This window comes from Pseudomonadota bacterium (genome assembly GCA_022361155.1).
GTDB lineage: Bacteria > Myxococcota_A > Polyangia > Polyangiales > JAKSBK01 > JAKSBK01.
Window position 1 is genome coordinate 1 of record JAKSBK010000092.1, and the last position, 16,490, is coordinate 16,490.

Genomic DNA, 16,490 nt, shown 5'->3' on the forward strand with positions numbered 1-16,490 from the left:
ACGGTCGTACATGTCACGCACGATCCGCAGGAGGCTCGGACGCTGGCCTCGAAGGTCGTGATTCTCGAACGAGGCCGGGTAACCCAGGTGGGACCACCAAATGACCCCGCAACGAACGCCTCGGCCTTCCGACGAGCCGTAGCGAACGCGCTGCGACCCGACAAGTGCTGCACGTAGCCTGAGTGCCGGCTTTCCGTTTTCGATCGAATCCCCAAGACCAACGCGCACGAGGCACCAATCAAGCGCGCCGCTTCAGGCGTTCTTGATTGGCCAGGCGCTCGGATGCGCGCCAGGCCAGGGCCATGATGGTATGCTGGGGGTTGACGCCCATGTTGGTGGGAAAGACGCTTGCGTCCATCACGTACAATGCGCGCACGTCGTGGCTCTCCAGGGCAGCGCCGACCACGCCACGCGCGGGCAGGGCGCTGGCACAGTTGGTGCCGAAATGATGCGACGCCACCAGGCGCACGTCGCTGGCCCCGAGGTCAGCCCTATCGACGAGCTCGGCTTGGGCCGGGTGCGTGAGGGGCGTCGGGAGCCCCGCCACACCCGGGTAGACTTCCTCGGCCCCGGCCGCGAACATCATGCGCACTATGGTCGCAAGGCCGTCCTGCAGCTTGCGCAGGTCGCGAGGCTCGGGCGAATAGCGCACGCTCGCACCGCCTGAAAACCACGAGGGTCGGACGCGTCCAAGCGCACGCATGCGTACCAGGGCGCACCACTGGGCGTAGTGGCCCAAGCGGCCGAGATGCCGCTGCCATGACCTGCCCGCGCCGGGCAGGCGCGCGGCGAGCAGCTCGGGAGGAAGCGACAGCGATTCGATCTTGTAGCCACGCTCCGGGAGCGGAACCTCGTAGGACTGAGTTGCTCCCTGGTTCATGCCCACCGGCTCTCGGAAGCGACCGACGACCGCACCCCCGGGATGGGCCTGGAAGCGCTCGCCCACGAGCCTGCGCAGCCCGCTGCGCCTCAACAGGACCGGGCTGAACACGGCGCCTGCTGCCACGATCACGGCGCGGCGCGCGTGCACTTCAAACCTGCCTCGCGGCTTGCCGCCGGGCTCGTCGAGCAGCGAGCCGCGCACAGCCTCGGCTCGGCCGCCGCGCACGATCACCTGCTCGGCGCGCGCACTGGCGTACAGCCGTGCCCCACGCGCCATCGCGAACGGGACATACGAAACTTCCATGCTCTGGCGGGCGCCATGCGGGCACCCTTGCAGGCAGCGGGCGCTCCCGCGGCAGTCCTTGGCGTTGCGTTGGATGATCCGACCGGGCAGACCGAGCGCCCGCGCGCCCTCGCGCATCAGCTCGCCGTTGCCACCGATAGCCTCCGGCCGGACCTCGTCGACGCCCAGCTCGGACTCGATCGTCTCGAAGATCCGCCGCATGGCTGCAGGTTCCACGAGCTCACCCAGGCCGAAGCGCTGCTTCCACTCCCGCCCCACCTGCTGGGGCATGCGCCAGATGATGCCGGAGTTGACCGCGGTGCCTCCTCCCACGCAGCGGCCAAGCAGCAGTGGAAAGGGGCTGGCGCCCGCCGTGGTGAACGTGGCGAAGTCCCTGAGCGACTGCTTCATGGCGCGTCCGAGCTCGAGGGGCCTGTCTTCCGGTGCAAGCGAAGGGCCCTCCTCCAGCATGATGATGGAAAGCCCGGCCTCGCTGAGCACGCGGGCGGCGGTCGCACCACCAGCGCCCGTGCCCACGATCACCACGTCGGCTGTGTCTTCGACTCGCACGATCCTCAACAGCGCCAGGCGGCGCCTCAGGCGGCCTCCCCGGTACCGTCCGCGCGGCCGATCTGATTTGCCGGCTCCGAAAGCAACGGCAGGCGCAAGCGGCCTCCAGGCTCGGCAAGCGCGCCCGTTGCTTGGACAACGTCGCAACCCGAACGAGCTCGCACCGACTCCGTGCCGAACAGGGCCAAGGCCGCTGCCAGCTTCAGCACCGCCACGGCCTCGCGCGGCAGCAGACTGCGCAGCCGCAGCAGATCCTCGAGCAGTGCGCGTTGCTCCCCCCGCTCCAACGTGAAAAAGGTACGCAAACGCCCCCAGTGCCAGACGGGCGCCAGCGCGACGAGCCACAGGGCCAAACGCAGCCCCACGCGGGCCTTGGGCGTGGCGTGCTGTTGCAGCGACCGGAGGGCCGCAAGGTAGTCCACGTCGGCGGCGTCGACGACGAACTCCGCATCTTCGCACGAAACAAAGGCGCCCAGCAGGTTGCGCGCCCAAGCCTGCTCGAGACGCATCATGGGCCAGCCCCCGGGGGCTCGCTCATGTCCCTCAGCCGTCCCAGCAGCCGATCGTCGTGCCGCTGCATCAGCCGTCCTGCCATCTTGCGGGCAGCCGCCGCCTTGCGCTGCCGCATCAGCTCGAGCAACCGCTCATAAACCTGCACCGTGGCCCGCGCGTCGGTGATCGCGAAAAGGCGCTCCAGGTTCGGCTGCGACCACAGCGTTCTGACGATGGTGTTGTAGAGCAGCTCGAGCGGCAGGTTGCCGGTCGTGCGGACCAGCAAACGCGCAAACTCGAGGTCTGCCCGCATGAAGGCGCGGCTGTCGCTCGTGAGCCTCGCTTGCTGCTCGAGATGGATCCGAAGCTGCTCGAGCTGCTCGGAGCTCGCCCGCTCGGCGCCCATGCCAAAAGCGGCCACTGCCAGCACGCGGCGCAGCTCCAGAATCTGCTCCAGGAGCGCTGCCGGTACTGCCCCGCCACCAACCGCCAGGGCCGTGATGGGGCCCAACAGCTCCAGGCCGCCGGTGTCGCGGAAATCCAGCACTCGTGTCCCCGAGCCGTGCACCGGGCGCACGAGGCCTTCGTTTTCCAGCAGCGCGAGCGCCGCCCTCAGCGTCAGGCGACTGACACCGTAGCGGTGGGCAAGCTCGCGCTCCGGCGGCAGGTCCTGCCCTGCAGCGAACTCCCCGGCAAGGATTGCCCTGCGCAGGCGAGCAACGGTACGATCCGACACCTTTCGCCGCGTGCGGTCCGCGAGCCTGCTCACGTGGCTTGTGGAGGTGTTCGCCATATTGGTTTAGCCACCCCAATTGGTTTAGCCACTTTTGCCTTTGCATGCAAGGGCAATTTGACGAACGGTGAACTGCTCTGGCTCGCCCCGGGCTCGCCCGCTCCCAAGATGAAACTTTCCGATCAACGGCAATCCTTTGGGATGTTGGATACTTCCGGCACCGAGACGCAGCTCTCGCCGCGTGAGGGGATGCCGGTGGTGCTGCTCGTCGACGACGACGAGGAGGTGCTGGCGACGTTCGGCCACGTGCTCGACCGGATGGGTGCGCGCGTGCTCAAGTCCAAGGACGTGGTTCAGGCCACCCAACGGTTGTGCCAGCAGCACGTGGACGTGCTGATCTGCGACCAGAGCCTACCTGGAGTCAGCGGCCTCAAGCTGCTCGAGACCGTACGCGAACAGTGGCCGCACGTCGTGCGTGCGCTCATGACGGGCAAGCCGGATACCGAGGTGCTGGCAGGTTCGATCAACCGCGCCAGGGTGCACCGGGTGCTGGTCAAGCCCCTACCGGGCATGGAGCTCAGGGGGCTGCTTGACGATCTGGTGCAGGAAGCACGCCGTCGCTCGCTGGGGGAACCGCTGCGAGAGGCCAACTTGCTGGTCGTGGACGACGACCCGGCCGTGGGGCGGGCCCTGCGGCGCGATCTGCGGTCGCACAACGTGCACGTTCACGTTGCCGAGGGGGTCGACGAAGGGCTGCGCCTGCTCGAGTCCAACAAGATCGACCTGATTCTCGCCGACCTGGTCATGCCCGGTAAGGACGGGATTTCGCTCCTCGAAGTCGCCCTCAGGCGCTGGCCCGAGGCGAAGCGTGTGCTGATGACCGGCCATGGCGACGCCAACGACATGCTCGAGGCGCTCAATCGCGGTGGGGTTCAGCGTTTTGTCCGCAAGTCCAAGGACTTGGCGCGGATGCGACCGGTTGTGCAGGAGATGCTTGGACTGCACTACCCGCCCCGCACCAGCCAAACGCGCAACGAATCCCCTGCGATCAAAGGCCGCGTGCTCGTCGTGGAGGACGAGGACCTGCTGCTGCAGGCCTACGCTCGCCATCTCGAGGCCGCCGGCTGCGAGGTCGTGGCCTGCCGGGGCTCGAGCGAAGCACTGGCAGTGTTCAGCAGGAGCCGGGTCGATGCGGTGATCACGGACATCACGATGCCCGGGATGGATGGTCTGGCGTTGCTTCGCGCGCTGCGCGAGCTCGACGACAGCGTCAAGGTCGTGCTCGTCACAGGCGTACCCAGCGCCGAGACGGCCATCGAGGCGCTCGACAAAGGCGCCTTCAAGTACCTGGTCAAGCCGGTGGACACCATGGAGTTGGCCCGGATCGCCGAGCGAGCGATCCAGGTGACCCGGATGGCACGCATGCAGCGAGAAGCCATGCAGATCGTGAGCAGCGACCCCTTGGCGTACGGCGCCCGGGGTGAGCTGGAGGCTGCCTTCGATCGAGCGCTCGCGCGCCTCGTGATTCACTACCAGCCCATCGTGAAGTGGTCCCAACGCGAGATCTTCGGTTTCGAGGCCCTGGTGCGCTCGGGCGAACCGTCGATGGCTCATTCGGGCGCGCTGTTCTCGGCGGCCGAGCGGCTGGGACGGCTGCAGGAGTTGGGTAAGCTGATCCGACGCAGCGTTGCAAAGCCCATGCTGAACCGCCCGGAGAAGCTGTTTGTCAACCTGCACCCGGCTGAGCTGGGAGACCCGCTGCTGCTCGACGCTGGCTCTGACCTGGTTGCGATCGCGGAGCGGGTGGTGTTTGAGATCACCGAGCGAGCCGGGCTTTCCGAAGTCACCGATGTGCGTGAGCGGATTGCAGCCATCCGTGCCTGCGGAGCGAGCGTTGCTGTGGACGACCTCGGTGCCGGCTATGCCGGGCTGTCGAATTTCGCTCTGCTCGAGCCCGAGGTGGCCAAGCTCGACCAGGGCCTGGTGCACTGCGTCCACCGCATACCCACCAAACAAAAGCTCATCCGCTCCATGGCGGAGCTATGCCGCGACATGGGCGTTCACCTTATCGCCGAAGGCGTGGAAACCCGCGAAGAGTGCGATGTCCTGGCAGCGATCGGCTGCGACCTGTTTCAAGGCTACCTCTTCGCCCGACCCGGCAACCCCCTGCCAGCGGTCACCTGGGGCTAACCCGTTCCTGTTCAGCATGGCGCCATAGCGGCTTACCTCCTCGTCCCGGCCCTGCGAAGCAGCGCTGCTATTCCGAGGTTTTTCGAGAACGAAAGCGGCTCTGGTGCCATGCTGGAACGGGAACTACGCGCCTTCGCTGAGGGCTTGCCCCTTCCCGTGCCGATCCAACGTCTCGCGCACGCGGTCCAGCAAGTCATCGAGCTGAAACGGCTTGCGTATGTAGCCGTTGGCCTCGCCGCCGGGCATGGGAACGTCCAGCGGCTCCGTGCCCGAGATGAGCAATGCGGCGTTGACCTTGCCCTGGGCTCGGAGTTTTGCGAGCAGGGCCTGGCCGGGTGCATCGGGCGGAAGATCGTCGTCGCTAAGCAGCAAGTCGATCAGCGCCACGTCGAAGGGGCCGGCGGCGTCCAGCGCATCCTGGGAGTTGGCCGCGGTAACCACGCGCGCACCGTGGATGGACAGGGCGGTCGAAAGCAGCTCGCGCGTGCCGGGATCGTCGTCGACAACCAGAACGCGTGTACTGGCCATCGGGCGGTCGGTTGCGAAGACGCCGCTCGAATGACGCTCGACCTTGGACGGCGCCTGGGCCGGAGCCGTCGCGCAGGGCAGCTCGACCCGGACGCGGGTTCCCTGGTCCATGCCGCTCGAAAGCTCGACGGTTCCGCCGAGCGTCTCCACCGCACGTTGGACCAGATGCAAGCCCAAGCCGCTGCCGCTCTCCTTGGTCGTAAAGAACGGGCGAAAAGCTTGCCTTCTAAGCTCCTGGTTCATGCCGGGCCCATTGTCCGCCACCTGAATGATGACGGCGTCCCCGTCGCTGTGAGCCGTGAGCCAGACCGTACCGGCAGCTGGAAGGGCTTCGATCGCGTTGGCCAGCAGGTTCCAGATCACCGACCAAAGATCGCTGCGCAGGCCGCTGACGAAGAGGTCGGGTTCAATATCGCGCTGGACCTTCACCTTGGCGCGCATGGCGGTGGGAGCCATCAAGCGAACGGCTTCGCCAGCGACCGCTGACACGCTCACGGGGTCGCTGTTGGCTTCGCGCTGTGCGCGCCCTCCGAGCATGTGACGCGCGGTGACGCAAGCAGCGGTGGCACTGTCTTCGATGACCTCGAGGGCCTCCTGCACGCGCGTCCCCTTGCGCGCCAGCTGAGCCCAGCCGGCAATCGCGCCCAGGGCGTTGGCCAGTTCGTGCGAAACACCCGCGGCGAGCTCCGAGTCGGGTGTCGAGCCCTGCAAGCCCCTGGCGGTGCTCTCTCCGGCCACGACCACCCACACCCCACTAGCCCGCTCGCCAGGCATGCCCAGCAGACAGACGCGGCTGCCAGGACGCCCGACGCGGTGGGCTACCGGCTGCCCATCCCGCACTCGAGCTATCAACGAGCGGGACTCCTCGCTCGACAGCCCGTCTCCCAGCAGCCTCCCAAGGGTAGCCTCGAGCGAGGCGCCGCTGGGGCTCTCGCCCAGAATAACCCTTGCGGGCTCATTGATGGATAGCGATCCATCGGCGTGATGCACCACCGTAGGCAGGGCCAGGGTGTCACAGAGCCAGGTTAGAATATTCGCTTTCATCGCAATTATACGACGTGATTAAACCTACCAATGCCGCGGCGCATCGTCAATCACATGCGATCTCCGGCACTTCAGCACGCAATGTACGGTTTCGTCACAGCTCCCATTAGACCCCGAGCATTGTAGTTAGAAGCCAGCACGAGGTGTGTCAACGTCCTACTATTGGGTACGTTCCCCGTCCAGCAGGGCACCGGGCCCGTGCTGCGGCGTTTGTGAGGCTGATCCCGCGGAAAAAACCGAGCCGGGGTCCGAAGATCTGGCCGGTGCTGCCTCGGGCTGCTATGCGGGCATGCGGTGAGCGGGCCCACCATCAGCCAGCAGCAGGTCCAGCACGTGGCGGAGCTTGCTCGTTTGGCGCTGAGCGAGCGGGAAAGCGAGAGGCTGCGCTCCGACCTGCACCGTATCCTCGACTACATGGCGCAGCTCGATGGACTGGACGTCAGCGGCGTCTTGCCGACCCTGCATCCATTATCCGCCCCTGCGCGCATGCGAGCCGACCGGCCCGAACCTTCCCTGGCGCGGAAAACGGTCCTCGACCAGGCTCCCGCCCATGCTCGAGGGGCCTTCGCCGTACCCAAGGTGCCCTGGGACGACTAGCGGACCATGGGAGCCGCCAGCCCCGCCGAGTTGATGCGAGATGGCCTCGAGGCGCAGCGTCTTGCCCTTCGAGCCGGACGGGTGACCTCTACCGAGCTCACCCGGGGTTACCTGGAGCGCGCCGCTCACCTCGACCCCAAGCTGAACGCGTACATCCACCTGGACGCGCGGGATGCGCTGGAGCAGGCCGCGCGAGCAGACGAGCGCCTCGAGCGGGGCCAGGCAGGGGTGCTCGCCGGCATTCCGATCGGCATCAAGGACAACCTTTGCACGCAAGGGATAGCTACATCGTGCGGCTCGCGCCTGCTCGAGGGCTATATCCCACCATACGACGCGGGCGTTATCGAGCGACTGCGTACCGAGGATGCGGTGCTCATCGGCAAGCTCAACATGGACGAGTTCGCCATGGGCTCGTCCAACGAGAACTCCGCTTTCGGACCGGTCAAAAACCCCTGGGACCTTGGGCGTACGCCCGGTGGCTCGTCCGGTGGGCCGGCGGCGGCGGTCGCCGCCCGCCTGTGCAGCGCGGCTATCGGCAGCGACACGGGCGGCTCCGTGCGCCAGCCAGCGGCCTACTGCGGGCTCAGCGCGCTCAGGCCAACCTATGGCCGCGTTTCGCGCAGCGGCCTGGTGGCCTTTGCTTCGTCGCTCGATCAGGTGGGACCCATCGCACGCAGCGCGCGCGACACCGCATGCCTGCTGAGGGTCATCGCCGGTCACGACCCCCGCGACGCCACGAGCGCAGACGCACCGAGCGAGGACTACGAGGCTGCCTGCGGCCACGACGTGCGGGGTTTGCGCGTGGGCGTGGTGCGCCAGTGCCTGTCGGAAACCAAGGAGGCCGCGGTTGCCCTCGCGGTGCAGGATGCGCTGGCGCAGATCGAAAAGCTCGGCTGCACGCTCCTGGACGTGTCCCTGCCCCACGCCCGGTACGCGGTCGCTGCCTACTACATCGTGGCACCGGCCGAGGCTTCCTCGAACCTCGCGCGTTTCGATGGCCTGCGCTACGGCAACCGCGCGGACGCGCCGGACTTGCACAGCACCTACGCCAGGACTCGCGCGAACGGCTTCGGCACCGAGGTCAAGCGCCGCATCATGCTGGGAACCTATGCGCTTTCGGCGGGATACTACGAAGCCTACTACCTCAAGGCGCAGAAGGTGCGGACCCTGATCGTCGAAGATTTCAAGCGCGCCTTTCAACACTGCGACGTCCTGATCACCCCGACGGCGCCGACCGTGGCCTTCGAGCTTGGCAAGACAGCGCTCGATCCGCTTGAGCACTACCTGCAGGACATCTTCACGCTGCCCGCGAGTCTTGCGGGCATCCCCGCCATGAGCGTGCCCTGCGGCCTGGCGCCCGAACGGCTGCCGATCGGACTTCAGTTATGCGGACCGGCCTTCTCGGAATCCCGGCTGCTCGCGCTCGCACATGCGCTGGAGCAGAGCGAGCTCGCAGCGGACGTGCGCGAGGCCCTGGGCTCGCTGCCCTAGCCGATGCGGGCTAACTTGGCATAAGGCTGGCGATCGGCAGCACGATGCCCGGCGGGTCCAGCGCGAGCTCACCCTCGGTGACGATACGCGTCAAGATGGTGCCGTCGGGGTCGGGTTATCCAACGAAACGTCAAACTGATGCGTTCACCTACCTGTCCAGCCGCGCGCGGCACGCCGTGCAGCCAGTGGCGCTGGCAGCTACCGCCCATGACGAGCAAGCTCCCGTGACCGAGCTGGTAGCAGCGCGCCGGAGCTGCCTTCCTCTTGCGAGGTTTCAGGCCCAGGCGTCGCACAGCGCCGAGCGACAGGATCGCCACGATCGGGTCCGGACCGAGCTCGCGTTCGTCGTCCGCGTGAAAGCCCATGCTGTCGCCGCCCGAACGATAGCGGTTGCACAAGATGTGATTGAAGCGACTGTGCGCGGCAGCGCCTACCTCGTGAAGCAGCTCGTCAAGACCCGCGACAAAGGGCCGCGGCTCGAGCGTCTGACCCGAATAGCGATACGCGGGCTCACCCGCCCAGGCCACCAGGCGCGGCTGCATGACGCGCTTGCCAAACAGCACGATTTCGCGCTGCTCCCACGCCAGCTCCCCGCCGAGACGCGCCAGCAAATCGTCCGCTCGGCGCGGTTTTAGCCAACCAGGCCTGTAAGCCAGCCAGCCCCCGAACGGCAGTTGCTCGCGCTGCTCCATGGTTCCAGTTTCTGCGCGGCCGCAAGCCCGTCAGGCGCCGGGCCAGGATAACCTCGCCAGATCGGCTTCGAGGCGCCCGTACAGCAAGGCGCGCCGGCGTGCGAATGCTCCCTGTATTTGAAGGCGGCGCAACACAGCTGGGCGGGATGGATCGAAATCGAGGTGGCGAGGTTACTTGGACCCGACGCCTCAGGTGGCCAGCTCGACGCGGTTACGCCCGCGGCGCTTGGCCTCGTATAGGGCCCGGTCGGCACGCTCCACGAAGGCTTCGGCGCTGCTCCCGCCGCGGTAGCTCGCCACGCCCAGGCTGATGGTGACGCTTCGTGGCCCAGGATCATGGGCGGGGGCTGCTTCGATGTGGCGGCGCAGGCGTTCGGCCACGATGCGCGCGCCGGACTCGCCCGTATTGGGCAGCACGAGCAGGAACTCCTCTCCTCCCCAACGGCCCACGACGTCAACCTTGCGCATGGTCTTGGCGAGTGCGTGGGATACGCTGCGCAGCACGTCGTCGCCGACGTTGTGCCCGTAGGTGTCGTTGACCGACTTGAAGTGGTCGACGTCACACAGGATGATCGACAGCGCATTGCGGTAGCGCCGAGCCCGCTCGACCTCTTGGTCCAGAAACTGTGCGGTGTGGTGGCGGTTGTTGAGCCCGGTCAACGGATCCGTAAACGCCAGACGGCTGGTCGCCTCCATGAGGAACACGTTCTTGGCCGCGAGCCCGATCTCGTCGGCCAGCACCTGCAAGGTCTCGGCGTCCGCAGGCGTCCGGCGGCGGCGACCCGAGTACGCGATCAGGACACCGAGCGTCTCGCCTCCCGAGCTGACGTTGAAGCGCCGGGCCTTGCCAGCGTGTAGGGCGGCGCCGCTGCTGGCCAGCTGCTCGCCGGTCCCAGCCTCTTCGACGACGACGTCGAGCTCGCCGTCGTCGGGCAAATCGAGCGCGGCAAGCGCCTGCTTGCTCGCGGGCTCCGGCCAGGGGTCGCGCGCGTGCAGCGCATAGGTCGACCCGGGCGGCGCGTGCAGCTGGAACACCAAGTACGCGTAGTCAGCGACCTCTGCAGCCAGCGACAAGACCGCACGGCTGAAGGCCTTGCGATCCTTGGCCTCGGATGCGAGCCGGCGCACATCGCTTGCCATGACCGCCTTGAACAGCAGGTCGTCGAGCAGCTTCGAGAGGCGCTCCAGCGGATCCGCGGCGCGGCGTGGCGGCAGCAGGCTAGCGCGCTTGTCGTCCGGCAGCCGCGCGAAGATCCGGCCCACTAGGGCCACCAGGTCCTGGTGCACCCGATCCTTGGTCAAGTACGCATCGGCTCCCGCGTGCCGCCCCCAGAAGCGGCTGCGCGGATCCGTGCGCGCGGTCAACAGCACCACGGGCATGCGGGAGGTGACCGGATCGGCGCGAAGCAGGCGGCACAGCTGCATCCCGCTGAGCGCCCCCATGGTGACATCGGAAACCACGAGGTCGAAGCGCTCGCGCAAGCAGCGTTCGAAGGCCTGCTCGCCGGACTCCGCTATCTCCACCCGGTAGCCGGCGCCCTCGAGATGCTGCTGGATCACCTTGCGGATGGTGGCGCTGTCATCCACCACCAGCAGCTTGCCCGCCGCCTGGCTTGTTCTATCTTCGCGCACGCGCATCCGCTGGCCAAGGTCCGCCTCATCGGGGTAGCAGCCGGCGTCCCGGCCGCCGTGCTGCTCGACACGACGAACGCGCAACCCATGCTGCCCCCCTCTGAAAGTACCATAGGCTTGGAAGTCCACGCCCAGCTTCTGTCGCGCTCCAAGCTCTTCTGCCCCTGCTCGACCGAGTACGGCGCGCCACCGAACACCCAGGTGTGTCCCGTCTGCCTCGGCCTTCCAGGAGCGCTCCCGGTAGCCAATTCGGCCGCGGTCGAGATGGCGGTCCGCGCCGCCCTGGCGCTCGGCTGCGAGGTGCGCGAAACGAGCTATTTCGCGCGCAAAAACTACTTCTACCCCGATCTGGCCAAGGGCTACCAGATCTCGCAATACGAGCTGCCTCTCAACGAGCGCGGCAAGCTCGCCATCCCCGGCGAGGGCGGTGCAGGCGGCGACACGATCGTGGGCATCACGCGCATCCACCTCGAAGAGGACGCCGCCAAGAACTTGCACGGTGTGGGCGAGGCCAAGCAAACCCTGGTGGACTTCAATCGGGCGGGAGTGCCCCTGATCGAGATCGTCAGCGAACCGGACATGGCCAGCGCCGGACAAGCCGAGGCCTATCTCAGGTGTCTGCGTGAGCTCCTGATGTACGTGGGCGTCAACGACGGCAACCTCGAGCAGGGATCCTTCCGCTGCGACGCGAACGTGTCGATCAGGCCAGCCGGACAGCACGAGCTTGGAACCCGGGTTGAGCTCAAGAACATCAACTCGTTTCGCTTCGTGCGGCACGCCATCGAGTACGAGATAGCGCGCCAGCAAGCCTTGATCGCCGGCGGGGGTCGCGTGGTGCTGGAGACGCGTGGCTGGGACGAAGCCGCGGGCAAGACCGTGCCCATGCGCGGCAAGGAAGAGGCACAAGACTATCGCTACTTTCCAGACCCTGACCTGCCTCCGCTCGTGATCGGCGAGGCGCAGGTCGCCGCATTGCGCGAGTCGCTGCCCGAGCTGCCGCGAGCCAAGCGCGAGCGCTGGCAGCAGCAGCTCGGACTGACGGCATACGACACAACGGTGCTCACGTCGCATCCCAGGTTGGCGGACTTCTACGAGCGAGCGGTCCGGGCGCTCTCGCACGCCAGCCCTAACCACCCGCAGCGCGAAGCCGGCAAGAAGATGGCCAACTTCATGCACTCGGAGGTCATGCGCCATGTACGGGCGCATGGGCTCGACGCCGAGTTTCCGGTGCGCCCCGAGGCGCTGGCTGAACTGCTCGAGAGCATCGACAGCGGTACACTCAGCGGCAAGATGGCCAAGGAGGTGTTTGCCGAGATGACGCGGACAGGACAGGGCGCCCACAGCATCATCGAGGCTCGCGGGCTGGCTCAGCTGAGCGACGCCGGCGAGATCGATGCGGTGGCGCGTGACGTGCTTGCCGCGCACCCCTCGCAGGTCGAGCAGTACCAGCGCGGCAAGACCAACCTGCTTGGTTTTTTTGTCGGCAGGGTCATGCGCGCCACGTGCGGCCGGGCGAACCCCGTGCTCGTGAACGACATCCTCCGAAAGCGGCTCGGCTCGTGAACGTGCGCCCCGAGCTTTCGCGCGAACCGCTCAGCCAGGCTCCCTATTTCGCCGTGGAGCTTGACCCCGGCCGGGGCGAGGTCGTGATGCTCGATCAGCGCCGGCTGCCGGCCGAGATCGTGTACCTGCGTTACGCCACTGCGGATGAGGTCGTCGCGGCCATCCGGGACATGGTGGTTCGGGGTGCCCCGGCGATCGGCATCGCGGCTGCCTACGCCCTCGTGCTGCAGGCTCGCCGCGACCAGAGCGACGCTGCAGGGTTCCTGGTGGCGAACGGCATCGCCGGCAGAGTCCTCGGCGCAGCCCGTCCCACGGCCGTGAACCTGGGTTGGGCGATCGCCCGTATGGCTCGCAGAGCGGCGCAGGTGGCTCGGCTCGCGCCTCGTCAGCGGGCGCAGGCCCTGCAGCAGGAAGCCGAGGCGATCCATGCCGAAGACGTGCAGGCCTGCCAGCGCATGGGGCGGGCGGGAGCAGCGCAGCTGCCGGACGAGGCGACCGTGCTGACCCACTGCAATGCGGGGGCGCTGGCGACCGGCGGGTACGGTACGGCGCTGGGCGTGATCCGGGCGGCCGCGGCCATGGGCAAGCGCGTGCGCGTGCTGGCCGGCGAGACCCGCCCGTATCTGCAGGGCGCGCGGCTCACGGCCTGGGAGCTCCAGCAGGATGGCATCGAGGTGCAAGTCATCACCGACTCGATGGCCGGCTACTTCATGAAACGGGGCGTGGTGAGCTCGTGCGTGGTGGGCAGCGATCGAATCGCTGCCAACGGCGACGTGGCCAACAAGATCGGCACCTACGGCCTGGCCGTTCTCGCCCATGCGCACGGCGTTCCCTTCAACGTGGCAGCTCCGTGGAGCACCGTGGACCTCGCCACGGCCGACGGCGAGCGCATCCCCATCGAACAGCGTCCGCGAAACGAAGTGGCCGAGCTCGCTGGCGTGACCCTGGTCGCGCCCGGCATCGAATGCCCGCACCCGGCCTTCGACGTCACGCCCGCCCGACTGGTGGCCGCGATCTATACCGAGCGGGGCACCTTCTTCCCGGCACGTGGCGAGACCCCCGCTTCGCTGCTATCCGAGGACGCGGGTGCAACCGATGCCTGAGCCGCAATCCGGTCCGCTGACCTCCTACCCGAAGCACAAGATCAAGGTGCTTCTGCTCGAAAACATCCACTCGAACGCGGTGTCGCTGTTCGAGGAGGATGGTCTGAGCGTGCAGCTGCTCAAAGGCGCCCTGTCCGAGCCCGAGCTCGGCGAGCGGATCCGCGACGTGCATGTGCTCGGTATACGCAGCAAGACCCGAGTGAGCGCCGCCACGCTCGCCCAGGCGCGGCGCTTGCTCGCGCTGGGCTGCTTCTGCATCGGCACCAACCAGGTCGCCCTGGACGCCGCCAACCTGAGAGGCGTCCCCGTGTTCAACGCACCCTTCGGCAACACGCGCAGCGTGGCGGAGCTCGTACTGGCCGAGGTGATCGTCCTGGCCCGCAAGCTGGGTGATCGATCCATGCTCATGCACCAGGGGCATTGGGAGAAGAGCGCGCAGGGCTGCGTGGAGGTCCGCGGCAAGACGCTGGGCATCGTGGGCTACGGGCACATCGGCAGCCAGGTGGGTGTGCTGGCCGAGGGCGTTGGGATGCGTGTCCTGTTCTACGACATCCTGAAGAAGCTGCCGCTCGGTAACAACCGCCCCACCCGCAGCTTCGAGGAGCTGCTGCCCGAGGTGGACTTCCTGACCCTGCACGTGCCGGCTACACCGCTGACCCGCAACATGATCGGTGCGCAGCAGCTCGCTGCCATGAAGCCCGGGGCCAAGCTGCTCAACGCTAGCCGGGGCAGCGTGGTGCAGATCGGCCCGCTCGCCGCTGCCCTGCGCAGCGGTCAGATCGGAGGAGCGGCCATCGACGTGTTTCCGGACGAACCTGCGGTCAACCAGGCCGAGTTCGACAGCGAGCTGCGCGGACTGCCGAACGTGTTCCTTACACCCCACATCGCGGGGGCCACCACGGAGGCGCAGGAAGCGATCGGTCGCGAGGTGGCCACGAGCCTGCTCAAGTTCATCAATCAGGGCATCAGCGCCGGTGCGGTGAATTTCCCCCAGGTGGAGCCGCCGCCGCTCGACGGCCGCCACCGTATCCTGCATGTGCACCGCAACGTGCCCGGCGTGCTAAGTCAGATCAACCGCATCGTGTCCGAAGCCAAGGCGAACATCGAGAGCCAGGTGCTTTCGACCGACGCCAGCATCGGCTACCTCGTGATGGACCTCGACAAGACGGTCTCGGATGAGGTTCACGCCAAGATGGCGAAGCTCGATGCGAGCATCCGCTCGCGCATCCTGTACTGATCGTACTTGTACTGATCGTACTCGTACTGGCCGTACCGATAGCCATTTGTACCGATCGCACGGATCCGACTGCCGACCATGATTCAGCGCTTCCCCGGCCGCGTCTACTACGATGAACAGGGTCGAGCGAAGCAGGCGGACGCGGACATCGAGGTTGGCGACCAGGGCTTGCGCGCCGAAAGCGCGGGCGCCCGCAGCTTCGATCTGTCCTACGACCAGTGCGAGGTCGAGCGTGGTGGAGCCAGCGGACGCGTGCTGTTCTGCCACGCGCCGGACCGCAGCCTGACCATGAGCTGCGAGCGCCCCGGCTTCGAACGGGCATTGATCGAAGCGGCCGGCGCCGGGATCAGACAGCAACTGGCCTCCGGCGCCGAAACCGAGCGCAAGAATCGTAAACGGCTGGGCCTTTCCATTGGAGTCTTGGCCGCCGTGCTCGTGGCCGTGTTGCTCGGCGCCTACCTGGGCATCCGCGCCGCCGGCGCTGCTGTGGTGCGCAACGTGCCCTGGAGCGTGGACGCGCAAATCGGCGCGAGCGCCATCGAGGGCATGCAGCTCGGTGGGCCGCGCACGAGCGACCCCGTGCTGCTCGAAGCCGTGCAGTCGCTGGTCGAACGCCTCAGGCCGCATGTAGCTGGACCACCGCAGCTGGCTCACGAGAGGATCACGTTTCACGTGCATGTCGTCCACTCCGAGGTCGTCAATGCCTTCGCGCTGCCCGGCGGGCAGATCGTGGTGTTCGCGGGGCTGCTCGAGTCAGCGCCGGATCCAGGGCAGGTCGCGGGCGTACTTGCTCACGAAATGGCACACGTCACGCTGCGGCACGGCATCGAGCGCATGGCTCAGTCGTTGGGATTGTGGGGCGCGCTGTCGCTCCTCTTTGGCGACGTGGCCAGCGTGCACTCGCTGGCAGGGCGGCTGATCGAGCAGGGCGTGCTCACGAGCTACGGGCGCGAGCAAGAAAGCGAGGCCGACACGCAAGCGGTCACGACCCTGCATGCGGCAGCGCTCGATCCCATGGCGCTCGCAGGATTCTTCGAGCTGCTGGAAGCCAAACAAGGCGAGCAACCGGCAGCCATGGCCTGGCTGAGCTCCCACCCTCAACCGGGCGACCGCCGCGCAGCCATCGCCGATCAAGTCAGCCAGCTAGCGCGGACGCGCACGAAACCGCTGCGCATGGACTGGCAGACCGTGCGCGAGCACGCGCGGCTTGCTGCCGAATCAACGTCCAAGTAGTGCCCGTCCCCAGTTTTCAATCCCGCTACCTGGCCTGCCGCGAGAGGCCGCCCGCCAGGCGCCGACGACAAACGACTCGGGGCTCTCGCAAGGCCTAGCGCTTGCCGGCTGGTTCCTGTTCAGAATGGCCCAGGCGGCGGAGCAGCTGCACGACGGCGCCGATCAAGACGAGTGCCCACAAGAGGTGACCAGAGGCCCGTGTCCCGGAGGTCTGACAGCC

13 protein-coding genes are annotated in these 16,490 nt (G+C 67.3%); 7 read left to right on the forward strand and 6 right to left on the reverse strand.

From position 1 onward, the window contains the following. Positions 1 to 238: 238 nt before the first annotated feature. From MJD61_02675 to MJD61_02685, 3 genes are read right to left on the reverse strand one after another with little or no spacing between them, the layout of a single operon-like run. Entirely contained in the window at positions 239 to 1,735 is a 1,497-nt protein-coding gene (locus tag MJD61_02675; GenBank protein ID MCG8554184.1) for a GMC family oxidoreductase N-terminal domain-containing protein, read from the reverse strand. 26 nt (positions 1,736 to 1,761) lie between these two features. Next, positions 1,762 to 2,247: a hypothetical protein gene (locus tag MJD61_02680; protein ID MCG8554185.1), complete on the reverse strand. Its 486-nt coding sequence runs from the start codon at positions 2,245 to 2,247 to the stop codon at positions 1,762 to 1,764. Next, positions 2,244 to 3,020 carry a GntR family transcriptional regulator gene (locus tag MJD61_02685; GenBank protein ID MCG8554186.1) on the reverse strand — a complete coding sequence of 259 codons (777 nt, stop codon included), beginning with the start codon at positions 3,018 to 3,020 and terminating at the stop codon, positions 2,244 to 2,246. Before MJD61_02685 ends, MJD61_02680 begins: the two co-directional genes overlap by 4 nt. 141 nt (positions 3,021 to 3,161) lie before the next feature. Here MJD61_02685 and MJD61_02690 point away from each other — a divergent pair, with 141 nt between their 5' ends. Beyond that, the gene (locus MJD61_02690) at positions 3,162 to 5,150 is read left to right on the forward strand and encodes a response regulator (protein MCG8554187.1); all 1,989 of its coding nucleotides are present in this window, start codon (positions 3,162 to 3,164) and stop codon (positions 5,148 to 5,150) included. Between the two features lie 123 nt (positions 5,151 to 5,273). Here the strand turns inward: MJD61_02690 and MJD61_02695 are convergent, their stop codons facing one another. Next, positions 5,274 to 6,722 (reverse strand): ATP-binding protein, encoded by a 1,449-nt coding sequence (locus tag MJD61_02695; GenBank protein ID MCG8554188.1) that lies wholly within the window; start codon positions 6,720 to 6,722, stop codon positions 5,274 to 5,276. 294 nt (positions 6,723 to 7,016) lie between these two features. On the opposite strand from MJD61_02695, the gene gatC reads away from it, so the two are divergent. Both gatC and gatA read left to right on the forward strand, forming a co-directional pair. Beyond that, positions 7,017 to 7,319: an Asp-tRNA(Asn)/Glu-tRNA(Gln) amidotransferase subunit GatC gene (gene gatC / locus MJD61_02700; GenBank protein MCG8554189.1), complete on the forward strand. Its 303-nt coding sequence runs from the start codon at positions 7,017 to 7,019 to the stop codon at positions 7,317 to 7,319. Positions 7,320 to 7,352: 33 nt separating this feature from the next. Next, positions 7,353 to 8,810, forward strand: a complete 1,458-nt coding sequence (gene gatA, locus MJD61_02705) for an Asp-tRNA(Asn)/Glu-tRNA(Gln) amidotransferase subunit GatA (protein ID MCG8554190.1) — start codon at positions 7,353 to 7,355, stop codon at positions 8,808 to 8,810. A gap of 68 nt (positions 8,811 to 8,878) precedes the next feature. Here gatA and MJD61_02710 read toward each other — a convergent pair whose 3' ends face one another. Together MJD61_02710 and MJD61_02715 are read right to left on the reverse strand one after the other, a co-directional pair. After that, positions 8,879 to 9,502, reverse strand: coding sequence for an alpha-ketoglutarate-dependent dioxygenase AlkB (locus tag MJD61_02710; protein MCG8554191.1), 624 nt, complete (start codon positions 9,500 to 9,502; stop codon positions 8,879 to 8,881). Between the two features lie 189 nt (positions 9,503 to 9,691). Then, complete coding sequence (locus MJD61_02715; GenBank protein MCG8554192.1) at positions 9,692 to 11,218, reverse strand: diguanylate cyclase; 1,527 nt, start codon at positions 11,216 to 11,218, stop codon at positions 9,692 to 9,694. A gap of 3 nt (positions 11,219 to 11,221) precedes the next feature. Between MJD61_02715 and gatB the strand changes: the two genes are divergently transcribed. From gatB to MJD61_02735, 4 genes are all read left to right on the forward strand, one after another. Next, positions 11,222 to 12,697: an Asp-tRNA(Asn)/Glu-tRNA(Gln) amidotransferase subunit GatB gene (gene gatB, locus MJD61_02720; GenBank protein ID MCG8554193.1), complete on the forward strand. Its 1,476-nt coding sequence runs from the start codon at positions 11,222 to 11,224 to the stop codon at positions 12,695 to 12,697. Positions 12,698 to 12,783: 86 nt separating this feature from the next. Then, entirely contained in the window at positions 12,784 to 13,800 is a 1,017-nt protein-coding gene (gene mtnA, locus MJD61_02725; GenBank protein ID MCG8554194.1) for an S-methyl-5-thioribose-1-phosphate isomerase, read from the forward strand. After that, on the forward strand, positions 13,793 to 15,037 hold the full coding sequence (gene serA / locus MJD61_02730) for a phosphoglycerate dehydrogenase (protein MCG8554195.1): 1,245 nt from the start codon (positions 13,793 to 13,795) through the stop codon (positions 15,035 to 15,037). The genes mtnA and serA overlap by 8 nt, the downstream gene beginning before the upstream one ends. A gap of 78 nt (positions 15,038 to 15,115) precedes the next feature. Further along, positions 15,116 to 16,270, forward strand: coding sequence for a M48 family metallopeptidase (locus MJD61_02735; GenBank protein MCG8554196.1), 1,155 nt, complete (start codon positions 15,116 to 15,118; stop codon positions 16,268 to 16,270). The last annotated feature ends 220 nt before the right edge of the window (positions 16,271 to 16,490 follow it).